Origin of the sequence: Azohydromonas aeria (assembly GCF_009760915.1) — a bacterium.
Classification (GTDB): Bacteria; Pseudomonadota; Gammaproteobacteria; order Burkholderiales; family Burkholderiaceae_C; genus Azohydromonas; species Azohydromonas aeria.
On the sequence record NZ_VIDQ01000117.1, the window covers coordinates 1 to 15,256 of the forward strand.

Annotated in this window: 16 protein-coding genes; 12 read left to right on the plus strand and 4 right to left on the minus strand. The window is 64.0% G+C overall.

What is annotated here, in order from left to right; all coding sequences use genetic code 11:
* Window positions 1-123 precede the first annotated feature (123 nt).
* On the minus strand, window positions 124-561 hold the full coding sequence (locus FJ694_RS33785) for an IclR family transcriptional regulator (RefSeq protein WP_157271914.1): 438 nt from the start codon (window positions 559-561) through the stop codon (window positions 124-126).
* Window positions 558-1,193: a flavin reductase family protein gene (locus FJ694_RS33790; protein ID WP_157271915.1), complete on the minus strand. Its 636-nt coding sequence runs from the start codon at window positions 1,191-1,193 to the stop codon at window positions 558-560. Before FJ694_RS33790 ends, FJ694_RS33785 begins: the two co-directional genes overlap by 4 nt.
* Window positions 1,194-1,359: 166 nt before the next feature.
* Between FJ694_RS33790 and FJ694_RS33795 the strand changes: the two genes are divergently transcribed.
* The 7 genes from FJ694_RS33795 (at window position 1,360) to FJ694_RS33825 (ending at window position 8,348) form a co-directional block, all read left to right on the plus strand.
* Window positions 1,360-2,169: an aldolase/citrate lyase family protein gene (locus tag FJ694_RS33795; RefSeq protein ID WP_157271916.1), complete on the plus strand. Its 810-nt coding sequence runs from the start codon at window positions 1,360-1,362 to the stop codon at window positions 2,167-2,169.
* Window positions 2,170-2,898: 729 nt separating this feature from the next.
* On the plus strand, window positions 2,899-3,858 hold the full coding sequence (locus FJ694_RS33800) for a Bug family tripartite tricarboxylate transporter substrate binding protein (protein ID WP_157271917.1): 960 nt from the start codon (window positions 2,899-2,901) through the stop codon (window positions 3,856-3,858).
* A 2-nt stretch (window positions 3,859-3,860) separates the two neighbouring features.
* Entirely contained in the window at window positions 3,861-4,277 is a 417-nt protein-coding gene (locus tag FJ694_RS33805; RefSeq protein ID WP_232540344.1) for a RidA family protein, read from the plus strand.
* 18 nt (window positions 4,278-4,295) lie between these two features.
* Entirely contained in the window at window positions 4,296-5,183 is an 888-nt protein-coding gene (locus FJ694_RS33810) for an amidohydrolase family protein (protein ID WP_157271918.1), read from the plus strand.
* Between the two features lie 21 nt (window positions 5,184-5,204).
* A complete protein-coding gene (locus FJ694_RS33815) occupies window positions 5,205-6,074 on the plus strand; it encodes a fumarylacetoacetate hydrolase family protein (RefSeq protein ID WP_157271919.1) in 870 nt (289 codons plus the stop codon).
* Window positions 6,071-6,892, plus strand: coding sequence for a 2-oxo-hept-4-ene-1,7-dioate hydratase (gene hpaH / locus FJ694_RS33820; protein ID WP_157271920.1), 822 nt, complete (start codon window positions 6,071-6,073; stop codon window positions 6,890-6,892). Before FJ694_RS33815 ends, hpaH begins: the two co-directional genes overlap by 4 nt.
* Before the next feature lie 25 nt (window positions 6,893-6,917).
* Window positions 6,918-8,348 (plus strand): aldehyde dehydrogenase family protein, encoded by a 1,431-nt coding sequence (locus FJ694_RS33825; RefSeq protein WP_157271921.1) that lies wholly within the window; start codon window positions 6,918-6,920, stop codon window positions 8,346-8,348.
* A 419-nt stretch (window positions 8,349-8,767) separates the two neighbouring features.
* Here the strand turns inward: FJ694_RS33825 and FJ694_RS33830 are convergent, their stop codons facing one another.
* Window positions 8,768-9,670, minus strand: a complete 903-nt coding sequence (locus FJ694_RS33830) for a LysR family transcriptional regulator (protein ID WP_157271922.1) — start codon at window positions 9,668-9,670, stop codon at window positions 8,768-8,770.
* 162 nt (window positions 9,671-9,832) lie between these two features.
* Here FJ694_RS33830 and FJ694_RS33835 point away from each other — a divergent pair, with 162 nt between their 5' ends.
* From FJ694_RS33835 to FJ694_RS33855, 5 genes are all read left to right on the plus strand, one after another.
* Complete coding sequence (locus tag FJ694_RS33835) at window positions 9,833-11,023, plus strand: acyl-CoA dehydrogenase (protein ID WP_157271923.1); 1,191 nt, start codon at window positions 9,833-9,835, stop codon at window positions 11,021-11,023.
* Between the two features lie 19 nt (window positions 11,024-11,042).
* Window positions 11,043-12,233 carry a CaiB/BaiF CoA transferase family protein gene (locus FJ694_RS33840; protein ID WP_232540345.1) on the plus strand — a complete coding sequence of 397 codons (1,191 nt, stop codon included), beginning with the start codon at window positions 11,043-11,045 and terminating at the stop codon, window positions 12,231-12,233.
* A 126-nt stretch (window positions 12,234-12,359) separates the two neighbouring features.
* Window positions 12,360-12,848 carry a MaoC family dehydratase gene (locus FJ694_RS33845; RefSeq protein ID WP_157271924.1) on the plus strand — a complete coding sequence of 163 codons (489 nt, stop codon included), beginning with the start codon at window positions 12,360-12,362 and terminating at the stop codon, window positions 12,846-12,848.
* Between the two features lie 20 nt (window positions 12,849-12,868).
* Window positions 12,869-13,618, plus strand: coding sequence for an electron transfer flavoprotein subunit beta/FixA family protein (locus FJ694_RS33850; RefSeq protein WP_157271925.1), 750 nt, complete (start codon window positions 12,869-12,871; stop codon window positions 13,616-13,618).
* 1 nt (window position 13,619) lies between these two features.
* On the plus strand, window positions 13,620-14,552 hold the full coding sequence (locus FJ694_RS33855) for an electron transfer flavoprotein subunit alpha/FixB family protein (protein ID WP_157271926.1): 933 nt from the start codon (window positions 13,620-13,622) through the stop codon (window positions 14,550-14,552).
* Between the two features lie 61 nt (window positions 14,553-14,613).
* On the opposite strand, the gene FJ694_RS33860 is transcribed toward FJ694_RS33855, so the two are convergent.
* The coding region (locus FJ694_RS33860; protein WP_157271927.1) for an IS5 family transposase at window positions 14,614-15,256 on the minus strand (643 nt) is incomplete at its 5' end.

The window sequence follows — 15,256 nt, forward strand, 5'->3', positions numbered from 1 at the left end:
CACTCCACGTTGGGCTACTGCTCACCGCAGGAGTTCCTGCAAAGCTGGATCAGCAAGCAGCAAGCTCAGCAGCCGAAGGCGGCATAAGAGCGGCCAGTTGGAAGGCGAAAAACGAGGGGCACCTCAGACCTGTATGCCGTGGTGTCCCAGGTAACGTCCGATGCACACCGAATCAGCGCCATGCCGCACGCTGATGAATACAGCGTCCCCGATTTGCTCCGCCAGCGCGCGCAGGAACGGTTCCGCAATCGTGCGAATCGGAAACCGGCTTGCCCGAGCCAGTCCTAGCAGAGCCAGCTCAGGGCCGATCAAGTAGCGCCGTGTCAGCGGATCTTGTTCTACCGCTGTCTCCTGTACCAGCACCTTGAGCAAGCGGTGCACCGTGGGACGGCTCAGGCCGGACATGGCGGCAATGTCGCTCACACGCACGCCCTGCTCCTGACCGCAGGCCACGAGCCGAAGCACCGCCATCGTGCGGCGAACGCTCTGCACACCGGAAACGGCCTCATGGTCATCCGGCGGCGCCGGTTCCTCTGGCGGTGGTGACTTGTCTTTCCTCATAGCCTGACGGATCCAGGCATCAATGACTTGTCCGTTTGAGCAAGCGTGCGCAGCGTGATGGTCCGGCCCAGCGTCGCGTAGTTCGGGCCCGCCAGGCGGCATATGGGATTCAGCTCCATGGAGTCGATCTTCCCCTCGTGCACCAGCCCGTCCCGGATGTGAAACGCCAGTACCTCGCCAACGATGAACTCGGCCCCCGTATCGCCAAACGACATGGCTTGGTGCAGACGGCATTCCATGGCGATGGGCGGCGCAACCAGCCGGGGCACGCCGATGTGGTCGCTCGGTGTCACGGCAAGCCCCAGCAACTCGACTTCGCTGATCTGGGGTGGATGCTCGACGGCACTCTCGTGGATGGGCTCGACGAGGGCTTCGTCGCCGATATGGACAACGTATTCCCCCGTCTCGTGGATGTTGCGGCCGGTGTCTTTTCGAACGCCGGCCTTGCGGCCGATGTTGATACCCAGCATCGGCGGCTTGTTAGAGACGAAAGTGAAGGCACTGAAAGGTGCCAGGTTCAGGACGCCGTCAAGTGATCGGCTGCACACCCAGGCGATCGGGCGCGGCACGACGATGCCCGTGATGAGCCGGTAGGTCTGTTGAGGATTGAGATCGCAGGCAAGGATTTTCATAGTCAATGTCCAGTATATGGAATCATGCCAATGGCCGAATACGGTCAAATGGTAGGCCGCCACAGCTAGAGCGGTCCACCGGAAACGAGATCCAGGTGTCCACGAGACGGAACAAAGTAGAAGTTTCTGGTTTGCGGGAAGCGCGCGCATGCCTAGAGTCATTGGCATGCGGATCAATCACTTCAAAAGGGCGCTTGCAGAACGCCGGCCCCAAATCGGCCTTTGGTCGACGTTGCCTGCCTCCTACGTCACGGAGATCATTGCCGGCGCCGGCTTCGACTGGATTCTTCTGGACGCGGAGCACACCCCCACCGACGTGCCACAAATGCTCGCGCAGCTCCAAGCAGCAGCATCGGCAGTGCCTGCCGAGGGGCGGCCCGCCAGCTCGATGGTGGTGCGGCCGGCGTGGAATGACCCGGTGTTGATCAAGAGGTATCTCGACATCGGTGCACAGAGCCTGCTGCTGCCCTTCGTGCAGAACGCCGATGAGGCGACGGCAGCCGTGCGTGCGATGCGGTACGCCCCGCATGGCATGCGCGGCATGGGAGGCTCGATGCGGGCATCGAACTTTGGAAGAACAGCCGGCTATTTGCAGCATGCGCACGAGGAACTGTGCCTGATAGTGCAGGTCGAGACCGTCGAAGCGCTCGATCAGCTTGAGGCCATAGCTGCCGTAGACGGGGTTGACGGCGTGTTCATTGGTCCGGCCGACCTGTCGGCCAGCATGGGTCATCCAGGCAATCCTGGACACCCTGAGGTGCGAGCGGCCATCGATGAAGCAATTGCCCGCATTCTCGCCTGCGGCAAAGCTCCAGGCATCCTGATGGCTGATGAAACGCGGGCACGGGAATGCCTCGCACTCGGGGCACTGTTCGTTGCGGTCTCAATCGACATGCTGGTTCTGGCGCGTGGTGCCGAAGCGGTTGCACGCAAGTTCGTACAGACCGCTGCACCTCAGGTTGCGAGCACCTACTGAGCGCCCGAGCAATCGCTGCAAGAATCATGAAGCAGGCCGCGAGTCGCACGCCGTGGGGCGCGGTCTCGGGTCAGGCCGACGTTGGACATCGTCACCACCAAGCCATGTGGCGCACCAGGGGCGCAACCGCTGAGTCGGCGTGGCGATGACCGACGCAGTTGACGTTGGCTTGGCTGTCGCGTGCCGCTCGGCGGCAACGACTTTGCGGTGCCCCTCGCAAGCAGGGGACGTCCAGCGACAGTTGGCGTCACAACGATGAAGGCGGCCGGCGCCTTGGATTGACCTTGCCTTGGTCCGCGACAGTGCTGATACCAAGCCGAGACGTGGGGTTTGGGCTGCCGGCCACCAAGCATCAGTTTGCACACAAGGCCACAGCGCCAAGCAGTGAAGCGCACACGCAGCCAACGCAGCGAACTTGGGAAGCACCGCGCTGCGTCCGCAACGAAAACCTGACCGCTGCATCGCCTTCTTGCCGGTGGCTTGCGCGAGCTCGCAATTTGGCAGGCAAGCGGCTGCAGGAACAGCGTCTTTGCGGAGTCCACGTCGTGGACCAAATGGAAACTCCTAGCCACTGTATGGCGGCCTGAAAACACTGCGGAACCAGCCTAGATGGAGCGTCAAAAATGTGTCCACGAAGCGAAACAAAAATTGAGACGTCGGTTGAGGCATTGCGTACCGCTGCCTACAGTGAAGGCATTCGAGATCACTGATTCCTGACTGGAGACATCGATGAAACCCTGGTTCCTTGCTGCTGCCATGGTCCTCGCGTCAGCACCCGCGCTGGCTCAACAGTGGCCTGAAAAGCCTGTACGCCTGGTGGTGCCATATCCCCCGGGAGGCAATGTCGACAGCGTCGCTCGCATCGTCAGCGAGCGGCTGCAGGCCACCTTCAAGCAACCGTTCCTGGTGGAAAACAAGCCCGGTGCGGGTGGGCTTCTCGCCGGCGAGAGCGTTGCCCGCGCTACACCGGATGGCTACACGTTCTTTATGGGCGCCAACGGCCCGATCCTGTTCTCCCCGCTGATCTACAAGCGCGCCGCATACGACTGGAAGAAGGACTTCGTGCCGGTGAGCTCGGTGTCTTTCACGCCGCTCGTGCTGCAGGTCCACGCGGCGGGCAACTACCGCACGCTTGCGCAGCTACTCGAAACGGGCAAGAAGCCGGACAACAAGCTCACGATGTCTTCTCCCGGCGCTGGCACCCAGAACCACCTCGTGAGCGAGCTGCTGCAGCGCGAGAGCGGCGCCAAGTGGCTGACGGTGCAGTACAAGGGTAACGCCCCGGCCACGACGGACTTGCTAGGCGGACAGGTCGATTTCAACTTCGACCAGCTCTCGGTGGCGCTGCCTTTCATTCGGCAAGGCAAGACGCGTGCGCTGGCCGTTACGTCGGCCGAGCGCCTGCCGCAGCTGCCCGACGTGCCGACGCTACAGGAGGCCGGCTTCAAGAGCCTCACCGCCGAAACCTTCACGGGCATCGTCGCGCCCAAGGGCACGCCAGCGGAAGTCGTGCAACGGTTTGCCGACGCATTGCAAACAATCCTTGCCGACAAGGCGGTGCAGGAGAAGGTCAGGGGACTTGGCTCGGAACCACGGGGCAGCACGCCGCAGCAGTTCACCCAGTACTTGACCCAAGAGGACAACCGGTGGACCCCCATCATCAAGCAAGCCAACATCGTGGCGGAGTGAGCATGGCCATGACCAACCTCGGACGCGCCGCTCCCGCTGGCCGCACCAGCATCTACATCGAAGGCTTCAGCCACAAGAACCCGATACCGGCAGCGTGCCGTGTGGGCCCTCTGCTGGAAAGTGGCAGCGTGCTCGGTACCGACCCTGCCACGGGCAAGCCGGCCGAGACCATCGAGGCGCAATGCCGCTTCATGCTCGACAACATGCGCCGCATCGTCGAGGCCGGGGGCGGAACCGTCGAAGACATCGTGAAGGTGACGGTCTGGATGAAGGACCGTACGCAGCGCCCGGCGCTCAATGTGCCCTGGCTTGAGATATTCCCCGATCCCGAGGCTTGTCCAGCCCGACACGCGATCCACGCACCGGAACTTGACATGGGCAAGCTCATCGAGTGCAGCTTCACGGCGTACATCGCCTGACCTCCAGACGGAAGCGACATGCCTACCTATCTTCCCTTCGACCCCCATCCGCGTGCGCCGTCTCCCCTGCCGCCAGGCGGCTCGTGCGACAGCCAGTTCCATGTGTTCGGCCCGGCGGATCGCTTCCCTGTGCGACCTGGCGCGGCGTATGAGATGCCGACCGCCACCTGGCAGGTCGCGAAGCAGCTGCATGCAACGCTCGGTATCGAGCGCGGCGTTATCGTGCAGGCCACGACCTATGGCGCCGATCACGCGGTGGTGCTGGATGCGCTGCAGCATCTCAATGCCGGTGGTCCGCGCCGCTACGTCGGCTGCGCCAATGCGGCCGTGCTGGTGGAGGGCGATGATGCAACGGTGGCGAAGCTGCACGACGCCGGCATCCGGGGCGCCCGCTTCACGCGCGGCGGCCTGGGCATCAGCTTCTCGCCGGCCGAGCAGGCCAGGGCATTTGCCCGCGCGAAGGAGCTTGGCTGGTACGTCAAAGTGCAGCCTGAACCGGACGGCATCGCTGCCCAGCTTGATGCCTTCGAGGAGCTCGACGTGCCGGTGCTGCTGGATCACATGGGCCGCGCAGATCCGGAGCTTGGAGATTCCGATCCGAGCCTGCGACGCATTCTCGAGTTGCTCAAGCGCGGCAACTTCTGGGTAATGCTGTCCCTGTCTGAAAAGATCTCAAAGCAGGGCCCGCCCTGGGACGACGTCGTGCCGCTTGCACAGCGCCTCATCGAAGCAGCGCCGGACCGCTGCGTCTGGGGTAGCGACTGGCCGCACCCGGTATCGGTACGGCAGCCACCCAACGAGGGCTCGTTGATGGAGCTGCTGTACCGGTTCGCGCCGGACGAAGCAGTTCTAAGGAAGATTCTGGTCGACAACCCCACGAACTTGTTCCAGTTCCAAGCCCTCTGACCGCACCCTGAGAAAGAAGCCATGAAACTCGTAAGCTACCGGCACGAAGGTCGTGCCTGCTGGGGTGCCGCCATCGAGGACGGCATCGTCGATCTCGGCCGTCGCCTTCCCGTATTCGACTCCGTGATGTCCTTGCTCGAGGGTGGAGCTGCTGCGCTTGCGAATGCGCAGGCCGCCCTGAAGGGCGCCAAGGCGGAAGTTGCGTTGGCCGACGTCCAGATGCAGCCGCCGGTCCCCGCGCCGCGAAAGATCTTCTGCATCGGCGTGAACTACGCCCACCGCAACGCCGAGTACAAGGACGGCAGCGACCTGCCCAAGTACCCGAGCGTTTTCATGCGGGTGCCTGACTCATTCGCTGGCCACGGACAGCCGCTGATTCAGCCGATCGAATCGCAGCAACTTGATTACGAAGGCGAGATTGCCCTTGTGATCGGGCAGCGTGGTCGTCGCATTGCTCGTGACAAGGCACTGAGCCATATCGCCGGCATTACCTGCATGAATGAAGGCACGATCCGGGACTGGGTGCACCATGCCAAGTTCAACGTCACGCAGGGGAAGAACTTTCATGCATCCGGCGCGCTCGGTCCTTGGATCGTGACCGCCGACGAGTATCCGGAAGGCTTCGGTCCGCTGCGTGTGCGCACGCGAGTCAATGGCGAGACGCGGCAGGACGATACGACCGACCACCTGATGTTCGACTTCGCCTACCTGATCTCGTACCTGTCGACATTCACGACGCTCGAACCGGGCGACGTGATCGCCACCGGCACGCCCACGGGTGCAGGCATCCGGTTCGACCCGCCGCGGTTCCTGCAGCCCGGTGACGTCGTGGAAGTCGAGGTCAGCGGCGTCGGCACGTTGCGCAACGTGGTGGAGGCGGAGGCACGATGAGCGCCACGACACTCTCTGCCGAGCAACTGGCACGCGCTGCCCGGCTGCTTGAGGACGCTGAGCGGACCCGCGTTCCCTGCAAGCAATTCTCGCTGGAACATCACGGCATGACGATTGCGGACGCCTACGCCGTGCAGTCGGCCTGGATGCAGCTCAAGCACGAGGCCGGGCGTCGGGTGATCGGGCACAAGATCGGCCTCACCTCGAAGGCCATGCAGCGCGCGGTGAAGATCGATGAGCCCGACTTCGGTACCTTGCTCGACGACATGCTGTATCGCGACGGTGCCGTGATCCTGGCCGAGCGCTTCCTGCAACTGAAGGTCGAGGCCGAGCTCGCGTTCGTGCTGGAAAAGCCCCTGTCCGGCCCGAACTGCAATCTCTTCGATGTGCTCGACGCCACGGCTTACATCACGCCGGCACTGGAGATCCTCGACGCCCGCATTCAGCGGATCGACCCTGAGACCGGCCGCTCGCGCACGGTACTTGACACCATTTCGGACAACGCCGCGAATGCGGCCGTGGTTCTGGGCGGCCGGGCCTTCAAGCCCAACCTCCTGGATGCCGACTTGCGACGCATCGGCGCCATCGTCAGCAGAAACGGCGAAGTCGAGGAGACCGGGCTTGCCGCCGGCGTGTTGAATCACCCCGCCTATGGCGTCGCGTGGCTTGCAAACCGGTTGCACACGCATGGCGTGACCTTGCAGCCGGGGGAGGTAGTGCTGGCAGGCTCATTCATCCGGCCGATCGATGTCGTCAAGGGCGACACCATCGTCGCTGACTACGGCGAGTTTGGGTCGGTCTCATGTCACTTTGGCTGAGGCGCCGTGCCTCGTCGGATCGAAAATGAAATCCAACTACATCGCCGGCGAGTGGGTCGCCGGCAGCAGTGTTCGCGAGAACATCAATCCGTCGGACGTGTCGGACGTGGTGGGCCATTACGCACAGGCGGATGCGAAGCAGGCGCAGCTGGCGGTCGAGGCCGCTGTCGATGCCTTCCAGGCGTGGTCTGTTTCGGGTGTTCAGGCACGCTCCGATGCGCTGGAGGCGGTGGCCTCGGAAGTGCTAGCTCGCCGAGCCGAGCTAGGCGAACTGCTGGCACGGGAAGAAGGCAAGACGCTGCCCGAGGCGCAGGCCGAGGTCGCGCGTGCTGGACAGATATTTCGCTTTTTCGCTGGAGAGGCGCTGCGCCAGGGCGGTGAGAAGGCGCCTTCGGTGCGTCCGGGCATCGAGGTCGAGATCACGCGCGAGCCGGTGGGCGTGGTGGGCCTCATTACGCCATGGAACTTCCCCGTTGCGATCCCGGCCTGGAAGATCGCCCCGGCGCTGGCGCATGGCAACTGCGTGGTGTTCAAGCCGGCAGAGCTGGTGCCGGGCTCGGCCTGGGCCTTGGCCGAAATCATCAGCCGTGCGGGCTTTCCAGCGGGCGTCTTCAACCTCGTCATGGGTCCCGGCAGCGAAGTGGGGCAAGCCCTGATCAATCATCCCAGCGTGGATGCCTTGAGCTTCACTGGCTCGACGGGCACCGGTGCCCGCGTGATCGCCGGCGCCGCGCCGCGCCGCGCCAAGCTCCAACTGGAAATGGGCGGCAAGAACCCGCTGGTGGTACTGGATGACGCCGACCTTGCCGTGGCGGTGGAATGCGCGGTACAGGGTTCGTACTACTCAACCGGTCAACGCTGCACGGCATCAAGCCGTCTGATCGTGCAAAAGGGCATCCTGCCCCGCTTTGTGGCGGCGCTGCGCGAGCGTGTGGAGGCATTGGTGGTCGATGACGCGCGCAAGCCGGGCACGCAGATCGGCCCGGTGGTGGACCAGTCGCAACTGGATGTCGATCTGGAATACATCGCCATCGGACAGCAAGAGGGTGCTCGGCTGCTGTGCGGTGGTCAACGCGTTCAGCGGGCCACGGAAGGATTTTTCCTGCAGCCGGCGCTGTTCGTTGATGCATCGCCCGAGATGCGCATCGCTCGTGAGGAAATCTTCGGCCCGGTGGCTTGCGTCATCGCAGCCGACGACTACGAGCATGCCCTCACGCTGGCCAACGACACGCCGTTCGGTCTCACCGCTGGACTGTGCACGACCTCACTGAGGCATGCGTCGCACTTCAAGCGCCATGCGAAGGCAGGGATGGTGATGGTCAACGTACCGACGGCCGGCGTGGATTATCACGTGCCTTTCGGCGGTCGCAAGGCATCGAGCTATGGGCCTCGTGAGCAGGGACGCCACGCCAACGAATTCTTCACTACGGTGAAGACGGCCTACACGGCACCTTGAGAGGCGCCACAGGCGCCGCTTGCGACCACCACGGCGCGGCGCCAGCGTGAGGGTGTCCCACGCGGCTGACAGCTCCGCAGACGCGTTCGAAAACGCTGCTGAGGTGTTACGACGCGGCCCCGACCTTGTCGGTGCTGCACAGAACAACACCGCCCTCAACGGCGCGACCTTGGACAGCGTCAGCCTCGCGTTGACCTGTGGCGGCTTGATCCACGTTCCGGTGCCTAGTCAAGAGGCAGGAACAAAGATCAGGGCCGCAGCCGGGCAGTCGTCATAGCCAAAGGGCTGCACGACGACTTGCCAGCGCTGGGTGCATGACTGGCCGATACCGTGACTCGCGCAGGCGTTGTCCCTCATCAGCGCTTTGCTACCCTGCGCGGACTCAACGCGGCAGAGAACCCATCAGCCCCTGATGGACCTCAAGTGATGTCGCTGACAAGCCTGCGGGCTACTTTCAGGAACGCCTGTACCGCAGGGGCTGGCTCTCGTGACCGGTAGGCCATCATTAGCTGGACAACATCGTCAAAGCCGTCGACGTGGCGGAACACGATGTCTCTTGGAGAGAAGTTCTTGAGCGACTGCGGCGCCAGGACGACGCCATAGCCGGCGCACGCCATGCTCACTGCGGTAACGAAGTCGTTGACCGCGTAAGCGGGATCGATCAGGTAACCGCCCAACTCTCCAAGCCGCCGCAGGTTGTTGCTGAAGCCGGCCGACTCGTTGAACTGGGGCACGATGAACGCCTCACCCTTTAGGTCCTGCGCCCGCAGGACCTTCTTCGCGGACAGCGGATGATCCGCCGCCATCGCGATCTCCAGCTTTTCGGCACGGAGCAACTCGGCCCGGACTCCCTCCGGATACTGCGGCCGGGGCCGGACCAAGCCGACGTCGATAACTCCATCAGCCAGCGCCGCTATCTGCTTGGGCGTCTCCATGGGCACGATCTGCATCTGAACGCCTGCATGCTCTTGCCGGAACGCCTTGAGCGTGTCGGTCAGCAGCCCCGACGTCAGCGCCGATGCTACATAGCCAAGACGGACCTGGCCTGCTTCGCCACGGGCCGCCAGCCGGCCCACGTGCTCCGCGCGCTGCAGTTGCTTCCAAGCCGCACTGGCCTCGGCCAGGAACAATTGCCCCGCGTCGGTCAACGAGACAGCGGCCCGCTTTCGGCGGTTGAGCAGCTTGACTCCCAGTTCAGTTTCCAGGCGCTGGATCTGTGCACTCAGCGCGGACTGCGCGACGTCGAGCCGGTCAGCGGCACGGCCGAAGTGGAGATCCTGTGCCACCGCCAGGAAGTAGCGGATCTGTTTGCTTTCAAGCATCCTGGTTTGATCGTGTTTCGCGAATAAAAAATGATAAATGACCTGTTTAATTAATTAAATAGAAATCGCCTAATAGCGGCATGGCGTTCAGCAGGACAACGAAGCTGTCCTTGCGGGCATAGAGCACGACGCGTAGCGACGCATTGATTGAAGGAGACCACGATGACTTCGACCCAGCACAAGCCTGTCTACCAATGGGAAGACCCGCTGCTTCTCGAAAGCCAGTTGACGGAGGACGAGCGCGCGGTGCGTGACGCTGCCCGTGCTTATTGCCAGGGCCGTCTTCGTCCTCGTGTGCTTGAGGCGTTTCGCAACGAGTGCACGGATGCGGCAATCTTCCGCGAGATGGGGGAGATCGGCTTGTTGGGACCGACGATTCCCGCGGCCTATGGCGGCTCTGAACTGAACTACGTCAGCTACGGCCTCATCGCCCGCGAAGTCGAGCGGGTCGACTCGGGGTACCGCTCAATGATGAGCGTGCAGAGCTCGCTGGTGATGGTGCCGATCAATACGTTCGGCACGGAAGCCCAGAAGCAGAAATATCTGCCCAAGCTCGCCACGGGCGAGTGGATCGGCTGCTTCGGCCTGACCGAGCCCAACCATGGCTCCGATCCGGGAGGCATGATTACCCGTGCGAAGCAAGTCGCTGGGGGGTACAGCTTGAGCGGCTCGAAGATGTGGATCACCAACTCCCCTATTGCCGATGTGTTCGTAGTCTGGGCCAAGGACGACGCCGGCGAGATCCGCGGCTTCGTGCTGGAGAAGGGCTGGAAGGGGCTCAGCGCGCCGGCCATCCACGGTAAGGTCGGCCTGCGCGCCTCGATCACCGGCGAAATCGTGATGGACGAGGTTTTCTGTCCCGAGGAAAACGCGTTTCCGGACGTGCGTGGCCTCAAGGGCCCCTTCACCTGCCTCAACAGCGCCCGCTATGGCATCGCGTGGGGTGCTCTGGGTGCGGCTGAAGACTGCTTCGCCACGGCACGCCAGTACACGATCGACCGCAAGCAGTTCGGCAAGCCGCTGGCCGCCAACCAGCTGGTGCAGAAAAAGCTGGCCGACATGCAGACCGAGATTGCGCTCGGGCTGCAGGGCTGCCTGCAACTCGGGCGGATGAAGGACGACGGCGTCGCTCCCGTGGAGCTGACGTCGATGATGAAGCGCAACTCCTGCGGCAAGGCCCTGGAGATCGCACGCCTGGCGAGGGACATGCTGGGCGGCAACGGGATCAGCGACGAGTTCGGGGTTGCGCGCCACCTGGTGAATCTAGAAGTTGTGAACACCTACGAAGGTACGCATGACATCCACGCCCTGATCCTGGGGCGTGCGATCACGGGCCTCCAGGCGTTCAGCTGACCTGCAAGGAGCCGCAGCCATGTCTACATCCATGCAGGCAACGGCCGAGGCGTCCGCGACGCCGCGGCCTCTGGCGGGTGTGCGCGTTCTGGACCTTTCCCGTGTGTTGGCCGGCCCCTGGGCAGGTCAGATGCTGGCGGACTACGGAGCCGATGTGCTCAAGGTGGAACGCCCGGAGACTGGCGACGACACGAGAGCTTGGGGTCCGCCCTGGTGGAACACCGATCAGGGACCCGTTGCGGCGTATTTCCTGTGTGCCAACCGGGGCAAGCGCTCGGTGGCCGTCGACATCTCCAGTCCGGAGGGCATTGCGCTGGTGAAGCAACTGGTGCGCGACGCCGACGTGCTGATTGAGAACTACAAGGTCGGTCAGCTCGCCAAGTACGGCCTGGATGCCACGACGCTGCAGGCCATCAATCCCCGGCTCGTCTACTGCTCCATCACTGGATACGGGCAGACGGGACCGCTGTCGCACAAGGCGGGCTACGACTTCGCCATCCAGGCTGAAGGCGGGCTCATGAGCATCACTGGAGAGCGGGATCGTGAGCCGCAGAAGGTCGGCGTAGCCGTGACGGACATCATGACGGGCGTCTACGCGGCGACCGCCATCCTGGCGGCGCTGGTGGAGCGCCAGCACACGGGGCGCGGCCGGGTCATCGATGCTGCACTGTTCGACGTGCAGGTGGCCATGCTGGCCAACCAGGCGTCGAATCATTTGGTCGGCAAGCGAGCTCCCACGCGCATCGGCAACGCCCATCCGAATATCGTTCCGTACCAGGTGTTTCCCACGCGGGACGGCCACATTGTCCTGGCCGTGGGCAACGACGGGCAGTTCGCCAGGTTCTGTGAGGCTGCCGGACACCCGGAAGCCGCCATGGACGATCGCTTGAAGACCAATCCCGCGCGGGTGGAGCACAGGGAATCGGTCGTTTCGATGATCACGCAATGGACGCTGCATCGAACTACGGCCGAATGGATCCAGATCCTTGACCAACTGGCAGTGCCTTGTGCCCCGATACTTGACATCGCCGATGTCATGCGCCACCCGCATGTGCTCGCACGTGGCATGCGACTGAGCAGCCCAAGTACAGATGTACCGCCCATGGTCGCCAACCCAATGGTGTTCGACGGAGCAAGGGCAACCGGGACACTTCCTCCACCGAGCTTGAATGCGCACGACGGCCGCTGGCTGGATGACTTGCATTCCTGACATTGGGTCGCTTTGCCCTGTGGCTCCGGCGTAAAGGCGCCACGGTGTGCGGGCACAAGCTTCCACGTTTGCCGGCCATGACGTTCAAAGTCCGACCCGGCAAACATCCGAATACATGAGGTGCAGATGAACGAGCTTCAGGGCCATGACATCGAAGACTTGCGTGTGGGCATGAACGCGACGTACTCCAGGACCATAACCGAGGCGGATATCGTTCTGTTCGCTGGCGTCTCTGGAGACAGCAATCCCGTACACCTCAATGAGGAATACGCAGCCACGACCAAGTTTGAAGGGCGTATCGCTCACGGTTTCTTGACGGCCAGCATCATCTCCGCCGCGGTGGCGAGCCGCCTGCCTGGGCCCGGTACCGTCTACCTGGCTCAGCAGGTGAATTTTCGAGCGCCCGTGCGACCCGAAGACACCGTCCACGCCACAGTCACTGTGCAAAGTATCGACATGGCAAGAGCGCAAGCCGTGCTGTCAACGGTCTGCCGGGTCGGGCAGACGGTCGTCATCGACGGCGAAGCCACCGTCAAGACCACATCGGTTGTGCGCCGGCATGCGAAGCGCGCTGCATCCCCGTCCGGCACAACGCGTATCAGCACTGCTGCTTAGCACTACGTGGAGAACCAGTCATGAAGATTTTTGTGCCCGTGAAACGGGTGGTGGACTACAACGTGAAGGTCCGGGTGAAGTCCGACGGCTCGGGCATGGACCTCGCCGGCGTGAAGATGAGCATGAACCCCTTCGACGAGATCGCCGTCGAGGAGGCCGTCCGGCTCAAGGAAAAGGGCGTCGCCACGGAAATCATCGCCGTGTCCTGCGGCGTGGCGCAGTGCCAGGAGACGCTGCGCACGGCCCTGGCCATCGGCGCCGACCGTGCCATCCTGGTCGAGACCGACGCCGAGCTACAGCCGCTGGCCGTGGCCAAGATCCTGAAAGCCCTGGTGGACAAGGAACAGCCCGGCCTGGTGATCCTGGGCAAGCAGGCCATCGACGACGACTGCAACCAGGTCGGCCAGATGCTCGCCGCGCTCACGGACATGCCGCAAGCCACCTTCGCCTCCAAGGTCGAAGTGGCGGACGGCAAGGCGCAAGTGACGCGCGAAGTGGACGGCGGCCTGGAGACCATCTCCGTGGCGCTGCCGGCGGTGGTGACGACCGACCTGCGCCTGAACGAGCCGCGCTACGTGACGCTGCCCAACATCATGAAGGCCAAGAAGAAGCCGCTGGAGAACGTCAAGCCGGCCGACCTGGGCGTGGACGTCACGCCGCGTCTCAAGACCCTCAAGGTCAGCGAGCCGCCCAAGCGCGGCGCCGGGGTGAAGGTGCCCGACGTGGCCACCCTCGTGGACAAGCTCAGGAACGAAGCCAAGGTGATCTGACATGACCGCACTCGTCATCGCCGAACACGACAACGCGGGCCTGAAGGCCGCGACCCTCAACACCGTCACCGCGGCTCTTGCTTGCGGCGGCGAAGTGCACGTGCTGGTGGCCGGCGAGAACGCCGGCTCAGCAGCCCAGGCCGCTGCGCAGGTGCAGGGCGTGGCCAAGGTGCTGCACGCCGATTCGCCCGCGCTGGGCGCGCAGCTGGCCGAGAACGTGGCCGCGCAGGTGCTGGCCGTGGCCGGGGGCTACAGCTACATCCTGTTCCCCTCCACCGCGGCCGGGCGCAATGCCGCGCCGCGCGTGGCGGCCAAGCTTGACGTGGCGCAGCTCAGCGACATCACCAAGGTGGACGCGCCCGATACCTTCGAGCGCCCGATCTACGCCGGCAACGCCATCGCTGTTCAGCAGAGCGCTGATCCGGTCAAGGTCATCACGGTGCGCACGACGGGCTTCGACGCCGCTCCCGCCACCGGCGGTAGCGCGGCGGTTGAAACCATCGCCGCGGTGGCCGACAGCGGCAAGAGCGCCTTCGTCGGCCGGGAGCTGACCAAGAGCGACCGGCCCGAGCTGACGGCGGCCAAGATCATCGTGTCCGGTGGGCGCGCGCTGGGCTCGGCCGAGAAGTTCACGGAAGTGCTGACGCCGCTGGCCGACAAGCTGGGCGCCGCGCTCGGTGCCAGCCGCGCCGCGGTGGACGCGGGCTACGCCCCGAACGACTGGCAGGTGGGGCAGACCGGCAAGATCGTGGCGCCGGCTCTGTACATCGCCTGCGGCATTTCGGGCGCGATCCAGCACCTGGCCGGGATGAAGGATTCCAAGGTGATCGTGGCGATCAACAAGGACCCGGAGGCGCCGATCTTCTCGGTGGCGGACTACAGCCTGGAGGCCGACGTGTTCGCGGCAGTTCCGGAACTGGTCAAGGCGCTGTAAGCCATCACGCTCCTAGGAATGACATGACCCGGCAGCAGTTGAGTGGCTCTAACCTTTTGAACTACGACGGCTGCAGGTGATGCCAGCAGATGAGCGCGCAGCCCAGCGTGAGGAAGGCTTGGTGGATGTCGGCCCGGCGCTCGAAGCGCGTACGCAGTCGGCGCATTTGATGCAGCCAAGCGATCGTGCGCTCCACTACCCAACGTTCCTTGCCCAACCCAGAGCCATGAGGCGTGCGGCGCCGAGCAATGAACGGTCGGATGTGCAACAGGCGCAGCCAACGCCTGTGCGGCTCGGCATCGTAGGCCCGGTCGCCCAGCAGCGCCTTGGGGCGTCTGCGCGGGCGTCCGCGCTTGCCACGCACTGGCGGCACGGACTGCACCAGCTTGCGCAGTTGCGTGGAGTCGTGGCGGTTGGCGCTCGTGACGCTCGAAGCCAGCGGCACGCCTTGCGCGTCCGTAAGGACATGGTGCTTGCTGCCTTTTTTCCTCCTGTCCACGGGGCTGGGTCCGGTATGGTCGCCAACGTGAACGGCGCGCACCGACGACGAGTCGATGACGGCTCGCTCCCAGTTGATGCGATCGACACCTCGCAGCCGCGCCAGCAACTCCGCGTGCAGCCTCTGCCATACGCCCACGGCTTGCCAGTCGCGCAGGCGTCGCCAGCACGTCATGCCGCACACGCCCATCTCCGCAGGCAGGTCC

Bases quoted from the DNA above. Each gene is read 5' to 3' on its own strand.
- FJ694_RS33785 (WP_157271914.1), bottom strand. From the start codon at position 561: ATGAGGAAAGACAAGTCACCACCGCCAGAGGAACCGGCGCCGCCGGAT.
- FJ694_RS33790 (WP_157271915.1), bottom strand. From the start codon at position 1,193: ATGAAAATCCTTGCCTGCGATCTCAATCCTCAACAGACCTACCGGCTC.
- FJ694_RS33795 (WP_157271916.1), top strand. From the start codon at position 1,360: ATGCGGATCAATCACTTCAAAAGGGCGCTTGCAGAACGCCGGCCCCAA.
- FJ694_RS33800 (WP_157271917.1), top strand. From the start codon at position 2,899: ATGAAACCCTGGTTCCTTGCTGCTGCCATGGTCCTCGCGTCAGCACCC.
- FJ694_RS33805 (WP_232540344.1), top strand. From the start codon at position 3,861: ATGGCCATGACCAACCTCGGACGCGCCGCTCCCGCTGGCCGCACCAGC.
- FJ694_RS33810 (WP_157271918.1), top strand. From the start codon at position 4,296: ATGCCTACCTATCTTCCCTTCGACCCCCATCCGCGTGCGCCGTCTCCC.
- FJ694_RS33815 (WP_157271919.1), top strand. From the start codon at position 5,205: ATGAAACTCGTAAGCTACCGGCACGAAGGTCGTGCCTGCTGGGGTGCC.
- hpaH (WP_157271920.1), top strand. From the start codon at position 6,071: ATGAGCGCCACGACACTCTCTGCCGAGCAACTGGCACGCGCTGCCCGG.
- FJ694_RS33825 (WP_157271921.1), top strand. From the start codon at position 6,918: ATGAAATCCAACTACATCGCCGGCGAGTGGGTCGCCGGCAGCAGTGTT.
- FJ694_RS33830 (WP_157271922.1), bottom strand. From the start codon at position 9,670: ATGCTTGAAAGCAAACAGATCCGCTACTTCCTGGCGGTGGCACAGGAT.
- FJ694_RS33835 (WP_157271923.1), top strand. From the start codon at position 9,833: ATGACTTCGACCCAGCACAAGCCTGTCTACCAATGGGAAGACCCGCTG.
- FJ694_RS33840 (WP_232540345.1), top strand. From the start codon at position 11,043: ATGTCTACATCCATGCAGGCAACGGCCGAGGCGTCCGCGACGCCGCGG.
- FJ694_RS33845 (WP_157271924.1), top strand. From the start codon at position 12,360: ATGAACGAGCTTCAGGGCCATGACATCGAAGACTTGCGTGTGGGCATG.
- FJ694_RS33850 (WP_157271925.1), top strand. From the start codon at position 12,869: ATGAAGATTTTTGTGCCCGTGAAACGGGTGGTGGACTACAACGTGAAG.
- FJ694_RS33855 (WP_157271926.1), top strand. From the start codon at position 13,620: ATGACCGCACTCGTCATCGCCGAACACGACAACGCGGGCCTGAAGGCC.